Annotated in this window: 22 protein-coding genes; 10 read left to right on the plus strand and 12 right to left on the minus strand. The window is 31.7% G+C overall.

All coding sequences use genetic code 11. The annotated features are described in order from the left end of the window. Positions 1-8 precede the first annotated feature (8 nt). On the plus strand, positions 9-1,790 hold the full coding sequence (locus tag ABD690_RS04225; protein WP_344727423.1) for a ribonucleoside-diphosphate reductase subunit alpha: 1,782 nt from the start codon (positions 9-11) through the stop codon (positions 1,788-1,790). A 56-nt stretch (positions 1,791-1,846) separates the two neighbouring features. On the opposite strand, the gene ABD690_RS04230 is transcribed toward ABD690_RS04225, so the two are convergent. Continuing rightward, positions 1,847-2,179 carry a single-stranded DNA-binding protein gene (locus tag ABD690_RS04230; protein WP_344727426.1) on the minus strand — a complete coding sequence of 111 codons (333 nt, stop codon included), beginning with the start codon at positions 2,177-2,179 and terminating at the stop codon, positions 1,847-1,849. A 139-nt stretch (positions 2,180-2,318) separates the two neighbouring features. On the opposite strand from ABD690_RS04230, the gene ABD690_RS04235 reads away from it, so the two are divergent. Genes ABD690_RS04235 through ABD690_RS04245 form a run of 3 tightly spaced genes read left to right on the plus strand, consistent with a single transcriptional unit; the run spans position 2,319 to position 3,945 of the window. Beyond that, on the plus strand, positions 2,319-3,014 hold the full coding sequence (locus tag ABD690_RS04235) for a spermidine synthase (RefSeq protein WP_344727428.1): 696 nt from the start codon (positions 2,319-2,321) through the stop codon (positions 3,012-3,014). 50 nt (positions 3,015-3,064) lie between these two features. Continuing rightward, complete coding sequence (locus ABD690_RS04240; protein WP_344727430.1) at positions 3,065-3,595, plus strand: GNAT family N-acetyltransferase; 531 nt, start codon at positions 3,065-3,067, stop codon at positions 3,593-3,595. Next, complete coding sequence (locus ABD690_RS04245; protein WP_344729291.1) at positions 3,595-3,945, plus strand: hypothetical protein; 351 nt, start codon at positions 3,595-3,597, stop codon at positions 3,943-3,945. The genes ABD690_RS04240 and ABD690_RS04245 overlap by 1 nt, the downstream gene beginning before the upstream one ends. Positions 3,946-4,167: 222 nt before the next feature. Here the strand turns inward: ABD690_RS04245 and ABD690_RS04250 are convergent, their stop codons facing one another. The 5 genes from ABD690_RS04250 to ABD690_RS04270 all read right to left on the minus strand — a co-directional run bounded on the left by ABD690_RS04250 (position 4,168) and on the right by ABD690_RS04270 (position 9,992). Beyond that, complete coding sequence (locus ABD690_RS04250; protein WP_344727432.1) at positions 4,168-5,562, minus strand: leucine-rich repeat domain-containing protein; 1,395 nt, start codon at positions 5,560-5,562, stop codon at positions 4,168-4,170. Positions 5,563-5,654: 92 nt separating this feature from the next. Beyond that, positions 5,655-6,245, minus strand: a complete 591-nt coding sequence (locus ABD690_RS04255) for a hypothetical protein (RefSeq protein WP_344727434.1) — start codon at positions 6,243-6,245, stop codon at positions 5,655-5,657. Positions 6,246-6,379: 134 nt separating this feature from the next. Further along, positions 6,380-7,111, minus strand: a complete 732-nt coding sequence (locus ABD690_RS04260) for a LytR/AlgR family response regulator transcription factor (protein ID WP_344727436.1) — start codon at positions 7,109-7,111, stop codon at positions 6,380-6,382. Next, positions 7,108-9,303 (minus strand): tetratricopeptide repeat protein, encoded by a 2,196-nt coding sequence (locus ABD690_RS04265; RefSeq protein ID WP_344727439.1) that lies wholly within the window; start codon positions 9,301-9,303, stop codon positions 7,108-7,110. Before ABD690_RS04265 ends, ABD690_RS04260 begins: the two co-directional genes overlap by 4 nt. A 221-nt stretch (positions 9,304-9,524) precedes the next feature. Then, the gene (locus ABD690_RS04270) at positions 9,525-9,992 is read right to left on the minus strand and encodes a CBS domain-containing protein (protein WP_344727441.1); all 468 of its coding nucleotides are present in this window, start codon (positions 9,990-9,992) and stop codon (positions 9,525-9,527) included. Positions 9,993-10,117: 125 nt separating this feature from the next. On the opposite strand from ABD690_RS04270, the gene ABD690_RS04275 reads away from it, so the two are divergent. After that, positions 10,118-12,418 carry a M28 family peptidase gene (locus ABD690_RS04275; protein ID WP_344727443.1) on the plus strand — a complete coding sequence of 767 codons (2,301 nt, stop codon included), beginning with the start codon at positions 10,118-10,120 and terminating at the stop codon, positions 12,416-12,418. A 71-nt stretch (positions 12,419-12,489) separates the two neighbouring features. Next, entirely contained in the window at positions 12,490-13,209 is a 720-nt protein-coding gene (locus ABD690_RS04280; protein WP_344727445.1) for a tetratricopeptide repeat protein, read from the plus strand. A 70-nt stretch (positions 13,210-13,279) separates the two neighbouring features. Here ABD690_RS04280 and fbp read toward each other — a convergent pair whose 3' ends face one another. Continuing rightward, positions 13,280-14,287 (minus strand): class 1 fructose-bisphosphatase, encoded by a 1,008-nt coding sequence (gene fbp / locus ABD690_RS04285; RefSeq protein WP_344727447.1) that lies wholly within the window; start codon positions 14,285-14,287, stop codon positions 13,280-13,282. Positions 14,288-14,409: 122 nt separating this feature from the next. Between fbp and ABD690_RS04290 the strand changes: the two genes are divergently transcribed. The 4 genes from ABD690_RS04290 to ABD690_RS04305 are packed head-to-tail and all read left to right on the plus strand — an operon-like array spanning position 14,410 to position 18,997. After that, complete coding sequence (locus ABD690_RS04290; RefSeq protein WP_344727449.1) at positions 14,410-14,889, plus strand: GNAT family N-acetyltransferase; 480 nt, start codon at positions 14,410-14,412, stop codon at positions 14,887-14,889. Then, the gene (locus ABD690_RS04295; RefSeq protein WP_344727451.1) at positions 14,889-16,139 is read left to right on the plus strand and encodes an aspartate kinase; all 1,251 of its coding nucleotides are present in this window, start codon (positions 14,889-14,891) and stop codon (positions 16,137-16,139) included. The genes ABD690_RS04290 and ABD690_RS04295 overlap by 1 nt, the downstream gene beginning before the upstream one ends. A gap of 22 nt (positions 16,140-16,161) precedes the next feature. Next, a complete protein-coding gene (locus tag ABD690_RS04300; protein WP_344727453.1) occupies positions 16,162-17,994 on the plus strand; it encodes a GNAT family N-acyltransferase in 1,833 nt (610 codons plus the stop codon). Further along, a complete protein-coding gene (locus ABD690_RS04305) occupies positions 17,981-18,997 on the plus strand; it encodes a carboxypeptidase-like regulatory domain-containing protein (RefSeq protein ID WP_344727455.1) in 1,017 nt (338 codons plus the stop codon). The genes ABD690_RS04300 and ABD690_RS04305 overlap by 14 nt, the downstream gene beginning before the upstream one ends. A gap of 62 nt (positions 18,998-19,059) precedes the next feature. On the opposite strand, the gene ABD690_RS04310 is transcribed toward ABD690_RS04305, so the two are convergent. From ABD690_RS04310 to ABD690_RS04330, 5 genes are all read right to left on the minus strand, one after another. After that, the gene (locus ABD690_RS04310) at positions 19,060-19,446 is read right to left on the minus strand and encodes a VOC family protein (protein ID WP_131508719.1); all 387 of its coding nucleotides are present in this window, start codon (positions 19,444-19,446) and stop codon (positions 19,060-19,062) included. Between the two features lies 1 nt (position 19,447). After that, entirely contained in the window at positions 19,448-19,906 is a 459-nt protein-coding gene (locus ABD690_RS04315) for a DUF1801 domain-containing protein (protein WP_344727459.1), read from the minus strand. 6 nt (positions 19,907-19,912) lie between these two features. Further along, entirely contained in the window at positions 19,913-20,422 is a 510-nt protein-coding gene (locus ABD690_RS04320; RefSeq protein ID WP_335972652.1) for a DUF4199 domain-containing protein, read from the minus strand. A gap of 34 nt (positions 20,423-20,456) precedes the next feature. Next, on the minus strand, positions 20,457-20,828 hold the full coding sequence (locus tag ABD690_RS04325; protein WP_344729293.1) for a VOC family protein: 372 nt from the start codon (positions 20,826-20,828) through the stop codon (positions 20,457-20,459). A gap of 108 nt (positions 20,829-20,936) precedes the next feature. Then, a complete protein-coding gene (locus ABD690_RS04330; protein ID WP_344727462.1) occupies positions 20,937-21,347 on the minus strand; it encodes a response regulator transcription factor in 411 nt (136 codons plus the stop codon). Positions 21,348-21,350 lie beyond the last annotated feature (3 nt).

Genomic DNA, 21,350 nt, shown 5'->3' on the forward strand with positions numbered 1-21,350 from the left:
TATAACCTATGGAGAACAAAACAATACACCAGCCACAACTACAAGATCAAAAAAACACAACTGATGAACTAGTAAATGCCCGAAAAGAATTTTTAACCAACACGAAAAAGGAAGAAGGATTTGAGTGGTTAAACGAATACAGTCAACAGTTTTTAGAAGCAGGATACTTAACCGAAGGTGTAACGCCCAAGCAACGTATTAGAGAAATTGCTGAACGCGCAGAACATATTCTTCAAATTCCTGGATATGCAGATAAGTTTTATCACTATATGTCTGAAGGGTTTTTCTCTTTAGCATCTCCAGTTTGGTCTAACTTTGGTAAAGAACGTGGTTTACCAATAAGCTGTTTTGGTTCTCATATTGATGATGACATGGGTAATATTCTTTACACACAGTCAGAAGTAGGTATGATGTCAAAATTAGGTGGTGGTACTTCTGGGTTTTTTGGTAAAATTCGTCATAGAGGAGCTCCAGTAAAAAACAATGGGCAAGCATCTGGTGCAGTTCATATTATGCAGTTGTTTGAATCTATGGTTGATGTGGTTAGTCAAGGTTCTGTACGTCGTGGTCGTTTTTCTCCATATTTACCAATTGAGCATCCAGATATTAAAGAGTTTTTAGAAATAGGAACTGAAGGTAACCCAATACAGCAATTGACACATGGTGTAACAGTTACCAACAAATGGATGGAAGAAATGATTGCTGGTGATGTTGAAAAACGTACTATTTGGGCAAAAGTATTACAAAGTCGTGGCGAAATGGGTTACCCTTATGTATTCTTTACAGACAATGCTAACAATGGTAAACCAGAAGTTTATAAAGATAAAAACCATAGCATACACGCAAGTAACTTATGTACTGAAATTATGTTACCATCAAACGATGATTGGTCGTTTGTATGTGTACTTTCTAGTATAAACGTATTACACTACGATAAGTGGAAAAGCACAGACGCAGTAGAAACTATGATTTACTTCTTGGATGCTGTAATAACAGAATTCGTTGAAAAACTAGAAGTATATCGTGATTCTGATAACAGAGACGACCGTCAAACATTCTTGTTTATGGAGCGCGCTTATAATTTTGCAAAAGAAAACCGTGCATTAGGATTAGGTGTTTTAGGATGGCACTCATTATTACAATCTAGAATGCATGCCTTTGATAGTCAAGAAGCATTTAACTTAAACCGTGAAATCTTTAAAACTATAAAAGAGCGTTCATACAAAGCTTCAGAAGAGTTAGCTGTGAAATTTGGAGAGCCTAAAGTGTTAAAAGGTTACGGTCGTAGAAACACAACATTAAACGCTGTAGCGCCTACAACATCTTCGGCGTTTATTTTAGGACAAGTATCTCAAGGTATTGAGCCAATATGGTCAAATATTTATGTAAAAGATATTGCTAAAATAAAAACAACGATAAAGAATCCTTTCTTGGAAAATTTATTAGAAGAAAAAGGACAAAACACTACCGAAGTTTGGAGAAGCATTAGAGATATGGATGGTTCTGTACAACATTTAGAGTTTTTAACAGAGCAAGAAAAAAACGTGTTTAAAACGTACTCTGAAATTGACCAACTAGATGTAGTTTATCAAGCATCAGCAAGACAAGAATTTATAGATCAAGGACAATCTGTAAACATTATTGTGCATCCTGAAATGCCAGTAAAAGAAATAAACAACATTCATGTTACAGCTTGGAAACTTGGTTTAAAATCATTGTACTACCAACACAGTATGAATGCTGCACAAAAATTCAAACAGAAAAAAGAGTGTACAAGCTGTGAGGCTTAATCACAATATTGAATAATAAAAAAAACCGCTCGAATGAGCGGTTTTTTTATTGCAGTTTATTTACTTAACATCAAAAGTTCATTACAAACTATTTCAGTAGTATAGTGTTTTTTGCCTTCTTTGTCTTCCCAAGAACGATTGGTAAGTTTCCCTTCAACCGCAATTTCTTGTCCTTTAGAAATATAATTCTCTACTACTTTTACAAGACCACCACGAACAATAATATTGTGCCAGTAAGCGCGTTCTACTTTGTTTCCGTTTTTGTCTTTGTAGCTATCATCTGTAGCAAGAGAGAATTTGGCAATTTTATTGCCATTATCAAAATTTACAATTTCAGGATCTTGTCCTAATCTACCAATCAACTGTACTTTGTTTCTAAGCGTGTTCATAATTTTAATTTTTTAAATGTTAAACAGTTAATACTATCGAGTTCTTACGTTTCGACAAGGCAAAGATGCTATGACTACTAATAGAAAGTCGGTAGTTACCTAATTAAATTCGTTTGTAAATGTTTGTAGTCGTTTGTAAATGAATAAGCACTGTCCTAATAAAGCATCATTATTCATTATATTTGTATGTATGGTAAGACTTTTAAGCTATTTGTATCCTATTACTAAAAAGATAAAATCTGATGTAAATGGTGTTTTGGAAATAACCTGGTATAATGGGAAAAAACATTTAAACTCTAAAAATGCAAATTATTCCTACGGTTCATTACAGCGTATTTTAAAATTTGGTTTAGAGAAAATAGACCTTCATAAAGTACGTTCTGTTTTACTTTTAGGATTAGGAGGCGGAAGTGTTATAAAAACCCTTCATGAGGATTTTAACTTTGAAGGAGTTATTACGGCTGTTGATATTGACCCAGAAATTATTAAAATAGCAAAAGAAGAATTTGCGCTTCAAACCAACAACAAGTTACATATAATATGCGATGACGCACTTAATTATGTAGCTCAAAATTCATCTACATATGATTTAATAATTGTTGATTTATTTATAGACACAGAAGTTCCAAAACAATTTTTAGAACATCAATTCTGGCAAAATGTTATAAGACTTAAATCAGCAAAAGGTTGTTTGCTTTTTAATGCTTCATTAAAAACACATATAGAGCAAAATTTAGAAACTGTAATTAGTTATTTAAAAACGAAAGTCTATAAGGTTGATGTTTACGAAAAAGTGAATGATACTAACACCGTTGTAGTTGCAAATTCTATTTAGATGTTTGTAAGTGAATAATTTATATATTTATAAGACTTTATTTCTGTAGTATGAAATTTAATATAGAAACCGAAAGACTTCTTTTAAGAGAAATGAGAGGCGAAGATCTGGAAGGGATGTTTGAGCTTGATTCCAATCCTAATGTTCATCGTTATTTAGGTAATAAACCTATCAAGAAAATTGCCGAAGCGCAGAAAGTAATAGAAGGAGTAAAGCAGCAGTATAAAGAGCGTGGTATAGGTAGATGGTCTGTTATCAACAAAGAAACAGATGAGTTTATGGGATGGTCTGGTATTAGATTAAATACAGAATATAATATGAATGGTTTTACTAAATACTATGATGTAGGTTACAGACTAATTGAGCGTTTTTGGGGAAATGGATATGCTACCGAATCAGGTAAAGCTGCAGTGCAATATGCATTTCATACCATGAAACTACCAGCGCTTTATGCAACAACAGAAAAAAACAATAGAGCATCTCATAATGCGCTTTTAAAAATAGGATTGCATTATGTAGAAGATTTTTATTTTGAAGAAGAAGCTATGGATTTACGTTGGTATAAAATTGAAAATAAATGATTCAAAAGCAGTGTCCAGAATGTGGTGAAAAAATAGTAGGCAGAATTGATAAAAAATTCTGTAGTGATGCATGCCGTAATTCTTATAATAACCGAATAAACAAGGACAGCAAAAACTTAATTAGAAATACAAATAATCGTCTGCGTAAAAATTACCGCATTTTAGAAGCTTTAAACCCTGATAAAAAAACTAAAACCTCACGAGCAAGACTCATTGAAAAAGGTTTTGATTTTAATTACATAACAAGCATTTATACCACAAAGGCCGGAACGGTTTATTATTTTGTTTATGACCAAGGTTATTTGCCTTTAGAAGGCGATTATTATGCACTAGTAAAGCGAGAAAGTTAATTTTATTACCTTAAAAAATCCACCATAGCAGTAAGGATGTAAGACTGTAAAACACCAATAAAAATAATTCTAATTTGTATTTATAAAACAATTTAGACATAGTTAGTTTTTTTAAAAATTGAGGCTTTCTTTAATTTAATACTATTATGCAGCTCGATTTTATTGACCAAGACTGCATAATAGTTGTTATAGCAAACACATAACCTTGTTGTAAAATAGTTTTTAGTGAATAAAAACCTTCTTAACAAGCGTTCCTTGATTGAAATCTAATTTTAGGATGTAAACACCTTTTGACATTGTACTCGTTGAAATTTCGCTACTTGTACCAGTATGTGTTTTTGCTCCAGTAATAGTATATAGTGTATAACTATTCAACTGTAGGTTATTGGTTGATGTTATAGTTAAGCTTTCAGGGTTTGTTATGATTTTTACAGTATTTTGAAGTTGAGACTCATCCACACTTAAAGCGTCTTCGGTTACTGAATTAAACCCAGTCCATAAGGCTCCTGCATCAGTCGCATACGCTCCCATAGTGCCAGGAGGTATGTGTAAGTGCATATTGCCACGATATACGTAATTCCCAAAAGTATCCGAACTACCACCAGTAACCACAGTTGGAGGTGTTGTTGCTAACGATGTAACACTTGTTAAATTTGGGTTATATCCAAAAGCAATTGAACCTATATTAGTAACGCTAGCAGGAATAGTAATTGATGATAAATTATTGCCCGTAAATGCCGTAACTCCAATTGAAGATACACTATTTCCAAGAGTTAGGTTTGTTGCATTATTATTAGCAAAAGCACTGGTTCCTATGCCAGTAACATTATCTGGTATAATGATGTTAGCTATTTGATTGTTAGAAAAAGCATTAGAGCCAATACTTGTTACATTATCTGGTATTACAACGTTTGATAATTGGTTGTCTCTAAAAGCTTGATTTGGTATGCTCGTGATATTAGAGGAAATGGTAACGCTTTGTAATTGATTTACAGAAAAGCAATTTGTGCCAATTGAAGTCACATTATCTGGTATTACAACATTTGTTATCGCATTATTTAAAAATGCTTGATCTCCTATATCTGTAACTCCTGTTCCAATAGTAACACTTTGCAATTGGTTATTAGTAAAAGCATTAAAATTTATACTAGTAATATTATCTGGAATGACAAGATTTGTTATTTGATTATTACCAAAAGTACTATTGGCTATTTCAGTAATTCCCGTTGGAATAGTAATACTAGTTAGCTGATTATTGAAAAATGATGTAGCCCCTAAGAACGTAATATTGTCTGATAAATTTAAGGTAGAAATAGCATTATTCCTAAAGGCATTTGGGTAAATACTTGTAATGTTATTGGACATAGAAACACTCGTCAATCCTTTACTTTCAAAAGCATTAGAACCTATAATCGTAACACTATACGCTGTACCATTATAGTCAACAGTAGCAGGTATATTAACTACAGTACCTCCGGTTGCATCATAATCTGATATCACAACCGAAGTTGAATTATTTATAATTTGATAAGTAAAATAATTATCAACAAAAGTCTGCGAATACCCAATCACAGCTATACAAAAAGCGATTAATGCAAGTAGATTTTTTTTACTCATGTAACATCTATTGCTTAAGTGTTTGTGAAAACGTGTAAAGTTTTTCATAATATTAAAGATTTAAGGTTATTGATTTAAAATTGTTTTAATGTTTAGTAATCTATTTTAATTAGGTTGCCATCTAAAGTGTAGAAAAAGCTAAAAGTGGTTCCGCCATGTTCAGGCTCTAAAGTCACCAAGTATTCTGCTTTAGATATGTCTCCGTTTTTTGGAAACTTTATTGACGCGATACTCAATTTTGGATTTTTAAGGTTTTTACTTTTCTTTAATTTTAGTTTGGATGTTTCTACCAAACCGCCCAATTTTGTTAGGTTTATATTGTTATTCAGTTGGTACATGTAATCGGTAGCTTTAGTGCCTTGAGGTACTTCAATTGCTATATCAGAATTTTGCTGCCAATCATTTTTTACCATATTCCATTCTTCCATTTTTAATGATTCTGGGTTTTCAGCAACAATAACATTTAAGCTATTGCCTATAGTTGAGTTATGAACAACACTTAAATTAGTATAGTAAGCATCTTCACCAAACTTGCTTTTAAGGTGTTGTTCTAAAACACTAAAACCTTTAGCAGTAGTAGGTTGTTGACTTAAATTATCTCTACATGAATAAAAAAGAAGAGATAAAATAAAAACTAAAGCTATGTGCTTTTGTTTGTTTGATTTAGAGGTGTTTATAGACATACTTTTATCTGTTGCTTATGATAAATGTATGCTACGGTTATTACGTGTGAAATAGCAAATAGATATATATGGGCTATAAATCCATAAGCGTTGCACTAGAAACTATATTTGAAAAGTGAATTGAGCTAGGTTTTCTAGTTTTTGTTTAAAAAAGAAGAGACAAACGCATCTTTTTTTCTTGAAGAAACAGGTATTTTTTTCCCGTTTTTTAAGTAAATAGTCCCCGATTTATCATACTTGTCAATAAATTTTAAATTGACCATATATGATTGATGAGGTCGTGTGAAATTTGCAGCATTGAGTTGATCTTCAAATGTTTTTAGCGTTTTAGAAACCACATGTTTTTTGCCATTACTACAATAAAATGACGTATAACCTTTGTCAGACTCACAATACATAAGTTCGTTAAGATCTATAACCTGAAAGCTATCATGAAGTGATAAAATGAGTTTAGAATCTTCATTGTTCCAAACTGATTTTACTGTTTTTATTTGTTGCTTTTGTTCAGTAACTGTCAAGGCAGCTACTTTTTGTAAGGCTATCTCTAGATCAGTTATATCAACAGGTTTTAGAATGTAATCTACAGCACCAATTTTTAGTGCTTGTAAGGCATATTCTTCATAAGCAGTAATAAAAATGATTTTAAAGTTTAGATGCTCAGTCTGATCTAGAAAATCAAAGGCATTACCATCAGTAAGATTTATATCTAAAAAAATCAAATCTGGTTTACAAGCATTTGCAACTACAACGGCATCTTTAACAGATTCACATTCGCCAATAATAGTAACATCTGTATCAATAAGCTGTAGCAAATTTAATAAGCCTTTTCTTATGTATGCTTTGTCTTCAACGAGTAACGTTTTCATGATATAGGAATGATTTTATGAGGTATTACTAAAGTGACCAAAGTGCCTTGTTCATTATACTTTTTTCTGTCTTCAATAGTTACGGATCCTTCCATATTATAATCTTTAGAAAGTACAGCAAGGCGTTCAGCAGTAATGGTTGTGGCTAGAGAGCTTTTGTTTTTATTATTGCTTTTTATAATAGAACAATCAATGCCAATGCCGTTATCAGCAATAGTGCAAATTAATTTTTTGTCATTGTAAGTAAGTTTTATGTCTATTTGCTTATCGTCTGTTTTGTTTTTAAATGCGTGTTCAATAGCATTTTCTACAAAGGGTTGAATAAGCATAGGAGGAATTTCAAACAACGAGACATTTATTGTATCATCAACTAAAACGGTATGCTTAAAAGCATCATTTTCTAAATTTTGCAGTGTTAGGTAGTTTTGAATTGCTAAAAGCTCTTGTGAGAGTAAAACCATTTTATCTCTGGAGTTCTCTAGTGTAATACGTAATAGCTTTGAAAATTTAGACAAATAAAATATTGATTTTTTATCTTCTTTATTTAATATCATGCCTTGTAACACAGAGAGTGAATTAAAAATGAAATGCGGTGTCATTTGAGAGCGCAATAACTTCTGCTCAATGACAATGTTTTGTGTTTTTGCTTTTTCATTTCTCAATTTTAATGAAAAAATAATACCTCCTAAAACAATAGCAGTCATTAAAAATGCAATAACACCTATAAATAAATTGCGTTGTGTTTTCTCTAAATGTTGAGAAGTAGCCATTACTGTTTTTGTAAGCTTTAACTCTCTAATACTTGCAGAATCTAGCGCTTGTTTGTATTTATACTCATACTCTAATTGTGTGATTTTCTCTATGCTTTCTTCATTGAAAAGGCTGTCATTTATAGTTTTAAATTGCTGATGATTTAATAAGGCGGCTTTAAAGTCTCCTTTTTTTTCGTAAACATTAGCCAGAATGTAATAAGCGTTTTTTTGATGTAATAAAAGTTCTTGTTCTTCTGATAGTTGCCCTAATTTTTCTGCATTAGATAAAGCGAGATCGTATTTTTTCATGAGATAGTAGGCTTCAGCCATACCGTGATAAGAATCTGCTAAATTGTATGAATTGTTATTGTTTAAAGTTATTGTATTTGCTTCTTTAAAATAACTTAAAGCTTGTGTGTATTTGTCAATTTCTAAATGAATAAAGCCAAGCCCATTAAGAGCCGTAGCTAAATTTACATTGTCATTAATTTCTTTACTTAAAGCGATAGATTCATTGTAATAAGTAATGGCTTTATCAAATTCGTTTTTATCATAGTAAATGCCTGCAATATTATTTTTTAAAGCTGTTACGTTTTTAACATTGAATTTGGCCTTGTCAATTTCTAGTGCTTTGTTGTAAAAATGTAGCGCTTTATTATTAAGACCTTGAAAACGGTAAACATTTCCTATGTTATTTAATGATTGAAATATTCCTATAGAATCTTTAGCGCTTTTAGCAATTTCTAAAGAATTATTATGGTACTCTAAAGCTACAGGATAATTGCCTTGACTGTAATAGATATTGGCTATAGAGTTTAAAGAGTTAAGTATTCCTAAAGAGTCCTTTGTTTCTCTATTAACCTTTAAGGCTTTTTTAAAATTGATTAATGCATCCTTGTAATTTCCTGTGTTAGCTTGAATGTTTCCAATATTATATAAATATTTATGGACGGTTTCGTCATTATCAATTTGTTTGGCAAGCTCTAGGGCCTTTTTGTAATACGTTATAGCAAGATCAAAATTTCCTCTATAAGCATTTAATACACCCAACCCATTGTTGCATTTCTTTAAGCCGTTTTTATCATCAATAGATGTATATAGTTGTACAGACTTTTCATAGTTTTCTATCGCTACTTCAAAATTGGCTTGTTCTGTATACACAACACCTTTTATGTAATAACTGTGCGCTAAAAACTTTACAATTTGTAATTCTTCAGCTAAAGACAAAGCCTCATCTATATATTTTATAGCTTGAGGTGGATTGTTTCTATAATTATAAAACGCCAAGTAATTGAGTGTATTGACACGAATGGTATCTTTTTTTTGATGTGTTTTTAAAACGTTTTCTAAACTGTCTATAGCTGTTTTTTGAGAAAACGTAGTTTGTAATGCTGTAAAAAAACAGATTAAAAAAAATAAGGTTAAGTTAATGCTCTTCATGAACCTGTAAAATGGGTTGTTTTATGATGATGTGTTATCAGATAAGGCGAATAGCAATATTTAAAACATATCAATGGTTTTAAATATAAACATAAAAAAGTTAAAATAGGGGTTTTAATAATAACACTAAATAGGTATTATATAAATGACAGCTTTCATTAAATATGTGCTTGGTTTCATTACATATTTGCTTCATTTAAACAAAAAAGCATTTTTGTGTTTTATTTCCAATTATGCCCTTTAAGTTTTAGGGCAGCTTTAAGAATATCTTTTTGGCTTATTTGTCCTACAAGTTTACCATTTTCAACTATAGGAAAACGACGTATTTTAGAATCTAAGAATTTTTTGGCAGCATCAAACACATTCATATTGCCATCTATAGTTTCTACATTTTTAATCATGCGTTTTTCTACATTATCTTGTTCCATAGGCATGTTGTAATAACGGCTATCACTTATTTGTTTTAAGCAATCCCCTTCAGAAATAATACCAACAAGCTCGTTTTTGTCATTTACAACAGGTCCACCAGAAATTTTATTGGTTATCAAAGATTCAATAACCTCTTCAACAGACTGTTCTGGCTTAAACGTAATTAAGTCTCGAGTCATATAATCACTTACCTTAAAAGGTTCATCTACAATAGAATTTTGCTGTTGCTTTCTAGCACCTTGAAAACTTTTTATACCCATGATACGTGTTTTTAGTGTTTCTAATATACACTTTTTTAATGAGTTATCCTAAAGTGATTGTTGTGGTATGAACTTGCTTTATAAATATGTATTTTTATAACTGCTAACCAATATGCTCATACATTATGATAAAAAAAGCGATTGCTCTTATACTTATAGCTATTACTGTTTTTTGGAGTTTTTACGTGCTTTTGCCAAGTAAAATCTCAAATATAGATGCGCCTAATAATGCGTTTTCTACAGATCGCGCTTTAGTTCAATTAAAAGAAATTTCTAAAGCACCTCATTATTTAGGTAATGAAGCGCATGCAAAAGTTAGAGATTATATCATAAGTGAATTAGAAAAATTAGAACTAAAAACAGAAGTACAAATAGATTACTCTATGAGTCAATGGGGCAATTTATCAAAGCCTAAAAATGTATTGGCAAGAATACCCGGAAGCAATTCTGGCAAAGCACTTTTATTATTGTCACACTATGATAGTAATCCGCATTCGTCTGTAGGCGCAAGTGATGCTGGATCTGGAGTGGTTACAATTCTGGAAGGAATACGTGCTTTTTTAAGTACCGGAAAACAACTTAAAAATGACATTATTATTCTTATAACCGATGGCGAAGAGCTGGGACTTAATGGTGCTGATATTTTTGTTAATAAACATCCCTGGGCAAAAGATGTTGGTTTAGTATTAAATTTTGAAGCTCGTGGAAGCGGAGGACCAAGCTATATGCTAATAGAAACAAACCAAGGAAACGCTAATTTAATGAAAGGTTTTGTTGCGGCAAATCCAGAGTTTCCTGTAGCTAATTCTTTAGCCTATAGTATTTATAAAATGCTTCCAAACGATACCGATTTAACACGTTTTAGAGCAGATAAAGATATTGACGGATTTAATTTCGCCTTTATAGATGATCATTTTGATTATCACACAGCTTTGGATACTTATGAACGATTAGATAGAAATACACTTGAACATCAAGGTAGTTATTTAATGCCGCTTTTAACATATTTTGCTGATGCTGATTTAACAAACATAAAAAGCACAGAAGACTACATTTATTTTAACGTACCATTATTTAAAACGGTGATTTATCCTTTTTCTTGGATTATTCCTATGCTTATAATTGCTTTGGTTTTATTTATAGGGTTGTTGGTTTATGGTTTAAAAAGAAAAGCGATAACTGTTTCTGAAATTAGAAAAGGATATGGTGCATTTTTCATAGCATTACTAGTATCTGGAGGAATTGGTTTTGGCCTATGGAAACTTATACTTATTGTATATCCTCAATACAATGAGATGCTTCACGGATTTACTTACAACGGGCATACATATATAGCACTGTTTGTTTGTATTGCTTTAGCTATTTGTTTTTATGTATATCATAAAGTTTACAACGTTGAAAATACAGCTAGTTTGTTAGTTGCTCCGTTGTCGTTTTGGTTGCTTATTTGTGCAATAGTAGCATTTAAACTACAAGGCGCTAGCTTTTTTATTATTCCCGTGTTTTTTGCGTTATTGAGTTTGTTTGTTGTCATTAGACAAAAAAAACCAAACCTTATTTTACTTGCTTTATTAGGAATGCCGCTGCTTACAATTATGGCGCCTTTAGTAAAAATGTTTCCCGTTGGTTTAGGACTCAAAATTTTATTTGTGTCCTGTATTTTTGTAGTACTTATTTTTAGTTTATTAATCTCTGTTTTTGGATATTTTAAGCATAAAAATAGATTATCAGTTGTATTTATAATAGCAAGTGTTTGGTTCTTGATATCAGCCCATACAAATTCTCATTTTACACAAAATACTCCTAAACCGAATAGCTTAATTTACATGTTAGATACTAATTCAAATACTGCTGTTTGGGCAACATATGATGATGTTTTAGATACGTGGACAGAAGCTTATCTTACTAAAACTCCAGATAATGCCGATTTACTAAAGCAAAATACCATAGGTAGTAAATACAAATCAGGGTTTACGTATACTAAAAAGGCACCTTTAAAACAGTTACAAAAACCAGTAATAGATATATCACACGATACCATTGTAAATGGAAAAAGACAAATTGCTATTTGTATTACTTCAAAACGACAAGCAGAGCGTGTTGAGGTTTTTTCTGATACAACAAATGTATTTTATAGCGCAACAATAAATGGTGTAAGCGCCTATCAAAACACAGATTCTGAATACGTGTTCAGTGAAAGGCTAAATAACAGGTTGTTTAGTTATTTTGTGACAGACAATGAACTATTAGATATAATTATTACAGTTCCTGAAAGTCAAGAAACAAGTTTGCAGTTTTATGAGTGCACATACGATTTACTTACAAATGCGATGTTTTCTGTTCCAGATAGAAAAGCAAATATGATTCCAAAACCATTTGTTTTAAATGATGCTGTAGTAATAAAAAGCTCGCTTACTATTAAATAATTAGCATTGCTTTAAGAGTTTACATACAGATTTTTTTTAGTTTTGAGACGATAAATTAAAAATATATAATAATGAAACGATTATTACTACTTGTTGTATTAGTAACTGCTTTTTCAGCAAATGCACAAACAAATCAGCAATTGCTAAAGCATTATGAAGCTTTTTATAAACAAATGCGAGAGCAAGGCGATATTCAAGGCATGATAAATGGTTTAACGCATCTTAATGTGCTAGCACCATCTCAAGCTAGAAAAGATACATTGTCATACATTTACATGAGCGAAGGTAAATACGTTCAGGCATTAAATACTATTGGTATTGAAAAAAACGTGTCAGATTCTGATATGGCATTAGAGGTAAAAGCTGTATCGTTAAAATCATTAGGAGAAACAGAACGTGCTATTGAACAATTTAAAGTGATGTATGATAGAGAGCCAAATGTAGGTGCTGCATACGAGTTAGCAGAACTATATTTACAAACTCAAAAACTAACAGAGGCAAATACTTATATTCAATACGGGTTATTGAACTCTCAAGATGATATGGCAAAAACATTTTATGAAACACAGCAGCCATATAGAGTGCCGTTAAAAGCAGCTTTTTTGTATTTAAAAGGCTTGGTAAAGTTTAACGAAAATAAAACAGAGAATATTGATACTGCTATTTCGTTTTTAGATCAAGCGTTATCAATGGCGCCAAATTTCAATATGGCAAATATTAGTAAAAACGCCCTGTTATCTCAAAAACAGAAACCTGCTGAAACTCAAAATTCAGGAGAAAATAAAAATTAGATAACGATATATTTAGAACAAAAAAAGCAGCATAATTTTATGCTGCTTTTTTTATTGTTTTAAAATATGACTATGCGTATTTGGCCATAAACTCTTCAGCCTTTTTCACCATGTTTTTACTACCGCAAATAAATGGTACACGCTGATGCAGCTCTGTAGGCTGTATGTCTAATATACGAGTAAATCCGTCACTTGCCATACCGCTTGCTTGTTCTGCTAAAAAAGCCATCGGATTGCATTCATAAAGTAAACGTAATTTACCATTTGAGTTTTTAGAACTTTTTGGATATAGATAAATCCCACCTTTTATCATATTTCTATGAAAGTCAGATACTAAAGAGCCTATATATCTACTTGTATAAGGGCGATCACCTTCTTCCATTTGGCAATACTTTATGTAATCTTTGATGCCTTGTGGAAAGTGGATGTAGTTTCCTTCGTTTACGGAATAAATATGACCATCTTCAGGGAACTTCATATCAGGATGTGATAAGTAAAATGTTCCAATTGCTGGGTTAAGTGTAAAACCATTTACGCCATCTCCAGTAGTATAAACAATCATTGTTGATGTTCCATAAACAACATAGCCTGCAGCAACTTGTTGGTTTCCTTTTTGAAGAAAATCCTCAATAGTTACAGGAGTTCCAACAGGTGTAACACGTCTATAAATAGAAAATATTGTTCCAACAGAAACATTAACATCAATGTTTGAAGAACCATCAAGCGGATCAATTAAAACCACATATTTATTCTGATTATTTTCATCTTGACTGTTTATAGTTATAAAATCATCTTCTTCTTCACTCGCAATACCACAAACAATATTTCTCTTGGTCATGGTTTGTATAAACTTGTTATTCGCATAAACATCTAGCTTTTGTTGGTCTTCACCTTGAATGTTAGTATCACCAGCTGCGCCAATAATATCAACCAAACCAGCCTTGTTTACTTCGTGATTTACAACTTTTGCAGCTAGCCTTATTGAATTAATAAGTCTAGATAATTCTCCAGATGTATACTTAAATGATGCTTGATTTTCAATGATAAACTCTCCTAGAGTTTGATTTTTTCGAGACATGAAACCTGTAGTGTTGTGTTTTTACAAATATCGTATTTTTTACGAAACTACAACGTTTTCGTCAAAGATTAATAATAGATAATCACTTACTTTAAGTTATATTTGGTATTAAAATAATTCATATGAATTTTACTATTAGAGTCGCTGAAAAGGGTGATATGACTGCTGTATTAAATTTAATTAATGAACTTGCTGTTTTTGAAAAAGAACCAGATGCTGTTGAGGTGACTGTAAATGATTTAGTTAATTATGGTTTTTCTAATAATCCATCTTTTCATTGTTTTGTTGCAGAGTATCACACTAAAATAGTAGGGATAGCGTTGGTTTATATGCGATTCTCTACTTGGAAAGGCGCTGTTTTACATCTAGAAGATTTAATAGTAAGTCAAGATATGCGAGGCCAAGGATTAGGAACTCTTTTGCTTGATGAAGTTGTAAAATATGGAAATCAGTTAGGCGTGAAAAGAATAAGCTGGGAAGTGCTAGACTGGAATGAGTCTGCAATAGCTTTTTATGAAAAAAAGGGTGCCAACGTTATGAGAGATTGGAATGTTGTTCAACTTGATGAAAATGCTATTAAAGCGTATATATCAAAACTATAATGCAAGTATTTAAATTTGGAGGCGCATCAATAAATGATGCCAACGGAGTAAAAAATTTGGCAACTGTATTAAAAACAGTTGGGTATGAAAACACATTGGTTGTTATCTCTGCTATGGGAAAAACCACCAATGCTATAGAAGGAGTTATAGATAACTATTTTAATAATAAAGCAGAACTTCAAAGTTCAATTCAAGATTTAAAAAAATACCACAATGCTATTTTATTAGATTTGTTTGATAATGAACAGCATGTAGTCTTTAAAAAAGTTGCGACACTTTTTGATGAGCTAGGAGTTTTTTTTGATAGAAATAAATCTCCTGACTATAATTTTGTTTATGATCAAACAATTTGCTTTGGAGAACTAGTATCTACAACGATTGTAAGTTGTTACCTGAATGATATTGGTCTTAATAATTATTGGCTAGATGTTAGGGAGTTTATAAAAACAGATAATTATTATCGTAGCGCGCATGTAAACTGGGAGATTACCCAAGCTCAAATAGCAACAAATTTTAACACAGGTGTTTTAAACATTACTCAAGGGTTTTTAGGAAGTGATGCTAATAACTTTACAACAACACTTGGGCGAGAAGGAAGTGATTATACCGCTGCAATTTTTGCATATTGTCTCAATGCAAAAAGTGTTACCATATGGAAAGATGTTCCAGGTGTTCTAAATGCCGATCCTAGATATTTTGAAAACGCGCAGTTGCTTAACACAATTTCTTACAGAGAAGCGATAGAACTTGCTTTTTATGGAGCATCAGTAATTCACCCTAAAACACTACAGCCTTTACAGCAAAAAGAAATTCCGCTAAAAGTAAAATCGTTTTTAAAACCAGAGAATGAAGGCACAATAGTATGCAAAGGTTATGGTATAGAGCCTGCAGTTCCTTGTTTTATTGTGAAAAAAAGCCAAGTGTTAATTTCATTATCATCATTAGACTTCTCTTACATTGTAGAAGAGAATATTAGCGATATTTTTAATCTATTACATTTATACAAAATGAAAGTACACATGATTCAGAATTCAGCTATTAGCTTTTCCGTTTGTGTTGACGATATGTATAGAAACCTTGAGAAATTACTACAGCATTTAAGAGCTAGATTTAGAGTAACCTGTAACGAAAATGTATCGCTTTATACCATTAGGCATTACAACGACGCTTCTGTAAAGCAAATAGAAACCGGGAAAAACGTATTATTAAAGCAGCTGACACAAAAAACAGTGCAAATAGTAACTAAATAAAACATTTAGTACATTTACAATTATGACCAAACCACAAGATAAAGGATTAGTAACCGCAAAAGAAGTAGCAAAAGCCATACAGTTAGATAAGTACGGAATTGCAGGAACTTTTTTTGGTTGGATGCTTATGAAAGTGTTAAAAATATCGACACTTAATAACATATACAATAGAAATAAACATTTAGAGAAATTAGAGTTTTTAGATAGTATTTTGAATGAATTTCAAATCAAATTTGAAATCCCTGAAGAAGACTTAAAACGTTTACCAAAAGATGGTGCTTACATAACAGTTTCAAACCATCCTCTAGGTGGAATTGATGGCATTTTATTGCTAAAATTAATGTTAGAGCAACGCGAAGACTTTAAAATTATAGCCAACTTTCTTTTGCATAGAATAGAGCCTTTAAAGCCATATATAATGCCTGTAAACCCTTTTGAAAGCAGGAAAGATGTAAAGTCTAGTATTTCAGGTTTTAAAAGTGCTATTTCTCACTTAAAAGAAGGGCATCCGCTTGGTGTTTTTCCGGCAGGAGAAGTCTCTACTTACAAAGATGGCAAATTAGTAGTTGATAAACCTTGGGAAGAAGCAGCAATGAAATTAATAAAAAAAGCTGAAGTTCCAGTTGTTCCTATATATTTCCATGCCAAGAACAGTCAGTTGTTTTATAAGTTATCCAAAATTAGCGATACATTTAGAACAGCCAAGCTTCCGTCAGAACTACTTACACAAAAACGACGTGTTATTAAAGTAAGAATAGGAAGACCTATATCTGTAAATGATCAAAAAGAACACGCAACCTTACCAGAGTTTTCAGAGTTTTTAAGACGAAAAACATATATGCTATCAAATTCTTTTGATGAAAAAGGGAAGTTTTTAAGTAATATTTCGTCAACATTAAAAGTGCCTAAACCACCTAAACGTATTGCAACACCAATAGATAAGGCTGTTATGAATAAAGAGGTTGAAGCAGCAAGAGATGGTGATTATAGATTACTACAAAGTAAAAACTACGAGGTGTTTTTAACACCAGCAAATGTTATACCTAATGTATTAAGAGAAATAGGTCGTTTACGCGAAATAACCTTTAGGGAAGTAGGAGAGGGAACTAATGAAGCCATAGATTTAGATGCTTTTGATACCTATTATCATCATATGTTTTTATGGGATAATGAACAACAGCTTATTGCTGGTGCTTACAGAATGGGATTGGGCTCTGAAATATTTAAACGTTTTGGTATAGATGGTTTTTACCTTCAAGATTTATTTCGTTTTGAGCCTGAATTACATAAAATGATGAGCCAGTCTATAGAAATGGGACGTGCTTTTATCATTAAAGAATATCAGCAAAAACCAATGCCTTTATTTTTACTATGGAAAGGTATTGTGCATACAACCTTAAGGTATCCAGAGCACAAGTTTTTAATAGGAGGCGTTAGTATTAGTAACCAGTTTACAAACTTTTCAAAATCTCTTATGATAGAGTTTATGAAATCTCATTATTACGATCCTTACATAGCACAGTATGTTCATCCTAAAAAAGAGTTTAAAGTAAAACTGAAAGATGCTGATAAGGACTTTGTTTTTGATGAAACAGAAGCAGATTTAAACAAGTTTGATAAAATTATAGATGAAGTAGAGCCAGGAGCTTTAAGGCTGCCCGTTTTACTTAAAAAGTACATCAAGCAAAATGCAAAGCTTGTAGCTTTTAATGTAGACCCTTTATTTAATAACTCTGTTGATGGCTTGATGTATATAAAAATTGCCGATTTGCCAGAGAGTACTGTCAGACCTGTTATGGAAGAGTTTCAAGCAGAATTAGAACAAAAACTTTCAGAGCAAAATGAAGAAGAGTAAACTTACATATATAGCATTGCTATTTTGTATTTCTAATCTTTTTTCTCAAGAAATAACTGGTGTCGTTTTAAATAAAAAAAACAATTTGCCGCTAGAAGGCGCTACTATTTATTTTGATAATACAACAAAAGGAACTATATCAAACTCTAAAGGTTTTTTTTCATTAGATTTTGATAGATCCTTAAACACACCATTAATAGTTTCTTTTTTAGGTTATAAAAAGAAAACAGTTACAAATTATAATTCTAATACACCTTTAAAAATTTACCTTGAAGAAGATGTTAGTGCTTTAAGCGAAGTGTTTTTATCTTCAGAAGATGAATGGTCAAGAGCCTATAAATTAAATCAATTTAAAACGCATTTTTTAGGTGTGTCTGAAAATGCAAAATCATGTAAGATTCTTAACGAAGATGCACTTGTCTTAAAGTTTATAAAATCTGAAAAACAATTAGTAGCTATTGCAAAAAAGCCATTAATTATTGTAAATAATAATCTTAAGTACCAAATCAATTACGAGTTAAAAGACTTTGAAGTCAAATATACATCTGATGGTGATGCTGAACCTTATATAGCTACTTCGGTATATTACGCAGGGACATCCTATTACAAATCTGAAGGTGATGACAAACAGCGTATTTTAAAACGTAGAGGTAAGGTTTATAAAGGCTCAGTATTACATTTTATGAGAGCACTTTTAAAAGGAAAACTTAAAGATCAAGGTTATAGAATTATTTATGATAAGCGCGATGTTCCACCAGAAAATTTTATAAGCATTTATGCTACAGATAACCCATTAATTTACAAAGTGAGACTTTTTAAACCATTGATAGTTGTTTATGATAATAATGTTAGTAGGCAGTCTTCAATTAAAACACTTGGTACTTATTTTTATATTGATAGCTACGGTAATCATTCTCCAGTAAACGAAGTCATATTTACGGGGCATTTTGGAAATCAAAGAATGGGAGATACCTTACCACTTGATTATGAATCAAATTTTTAATAAAAAAGCCGCAAACAGTGTTTGTGGCTTTTTTATTCTTTAGTTTAAAAAAATATAATGGTTTACAAAAAAGCTTTATCAATAGGTTCCCAAAGTTCAATTTTGTTGCCATCGTTATCCATAATCCAACCAAATTTTCCGTAGCTGTATTCTTCCATTTCTCCAACAATGGTAACGCCTTCGTCTTTTAATGTTTTTAGTAATTCTTCAAGATTTTCTACGCGATAATTAAACATAAAATCTTTTTTTGAAGGCTGATAATACGCTGTGTCTTCAGCAAACGGACTCCATTGTGTTGAGCAATCGTTACCTTCTTTATCTTTCCACCAAAAAGTGCAACCATAATCATCGGTGTTAAACCCTAAATGTTTTTTGTACCAGTCTTTTGTTGCTTTTGGATCTTTTGTTTTAAAGAACAATCCGCCAATGCCTGTAACGCGTTTTTTCATTTTATTTCTTTTTAAGGTTGGTTTCGTATATATCTATCCATTGATCTGGAGTTAGTTTTGTGCAGAGTTCAGCAATTAATTCCATTGGAATATCATTAATACGCTTAAAACGCACGCAACTTTTTCCCATATCTAGCTTGTACTTACTGTGTTTTGGGTATTCGTTTACAAACCAATCGTGTATTTCTGGTACTGCATAAATACCACTATGGTAAAGATTTATTGAATTTTTTTGTGAAGCAAAACTCATGAATGGTAATGGTTCTTCTGGTGTGCAATGGTAACCATCAGGATATTTGCTATGTGGTACATAATAGCCTATCATACCATATTGAATACCTTCTTCAAAACCTTTTGGTAAGTTGGCTTTAATGGTTTTGCGTAATGCTTTTAAAACGTCTTGACGTTCTTCAGGAACTTGACTTATATAATCTTCGGGAGATGATGCTTTGTATTGCATAATAATTTATTTTTTTCGTTGTAAAATTAAAGCAGATATTAAAGATAGTACAAACCCAATTAATACAACGGTTACAAACATTAAGACTGCCATAAATCCAGAGCCACCATAATCTTGCATTTGTTGTGTGAGTTCTGCTTTTTTAGCTTCTAGTTCTGCACCAGAGTAGGTACTTTCATAAGTTTTTAAAGTGACTTCTAAATATTCTGAAGCAAAATCAGGGTTAATTACGGTTGTATAAATGTAATCTACCATAGCAATTCCAAGTCCTGTTAAAGCTGAAATTAATAAGCCAATAACCAAAGCTTTTCCAAAACTTACAGCACCATTATTTACTTTGTCGCGATAGTGTTTTATCCCAAAAAATATAAATGATAATGAGGCAATCATTGACGCATAACCAATAACTTCTTGAGCCGAATAGCTTAAGTTTTTACCAAAGGTTAATGCTAAAAAGAATAAAACAGCGGCAGTTATAAGTCCGTAGCCACCATATTTTAGTACAGTTTTTTTCATGTTGTTAGTTAGTTTTATAAGTTAAAAAAGGGTTTTAAATATGTTGATCAATTAATATGGTATTACCATCAGGATCGGTTAAAACCAAACTTGCAGGCCCTGAAGTTGTCTCGTCTGCTTCACTTTGCAACGCTATGTTTTTACTTTTTAAATGCTGCTGAATTTGCCTAACATCTGTAAACGCATCTAATGTTTTTGCATTTTCGTCCCAACCAGGATTAAAGGTAAGTATATTGTTTTCAAACATACCTTGAAACAAGCCTACTAAAGCCTTACCATTTTTCATGATGAGGTAGTTTTTTTCTAAATCACCAGCAAAAACGGTGAATCCTAAATTTTCATAAAATGCCTTTGAAACAGTAATGTTTTTTACGCTTAAACTAATTGAAAATGCGCCTAATTCCATAATTGAGTGGTATTGATTAATTTTTGATACAAAACTACGAGAAGCCTTTAAAAATCGACTCATACTAAAGTACCAAACCGTTAGTACTTTGGTCTAAAATACATAATTTCACAGTATTTGAAGCTCTTTTGCAACTTGAAGTGCTTGCGTGCGTCTTTTGGCATTTAATTTTACCAATAAGTTAGATACATGCGTTTTTATGGTGCTTTCTGATAGGAATAATGTCTCGGCAATTTCTTTGTTTGATAACCCTTGAGCAATATGTTGAAGCACTTCATATTCTCGTGATGTAATATCTAATTCTTTTATTTTATTGTGGTCAATTTTGGTTGTATCAACAGTTTCTTTTTGAAGACTTTTTTTGTTGAGGTAAATACCAACAATTAGGAAAACAATCGCAATAACAGCAATTATAATTTCAATGTTTACATTTCCAGATATGATAGCGTATTTGCTAACCTGAAAAAGTAGTAACAAGGCAAAAATTAAACCAGCAAAAACAGCTATTGTTTTTTTCATAGT

It is taken from the genome of Corallibacter vietnamensis (genome assembly GCF_039537875.1).
Lineage (GTDB): Bacteria > Bacteroidota > Bacteroidia > Flavobacteriales > Flavobacteriaceae > Corallibacter > Corallibacter vietnamensis.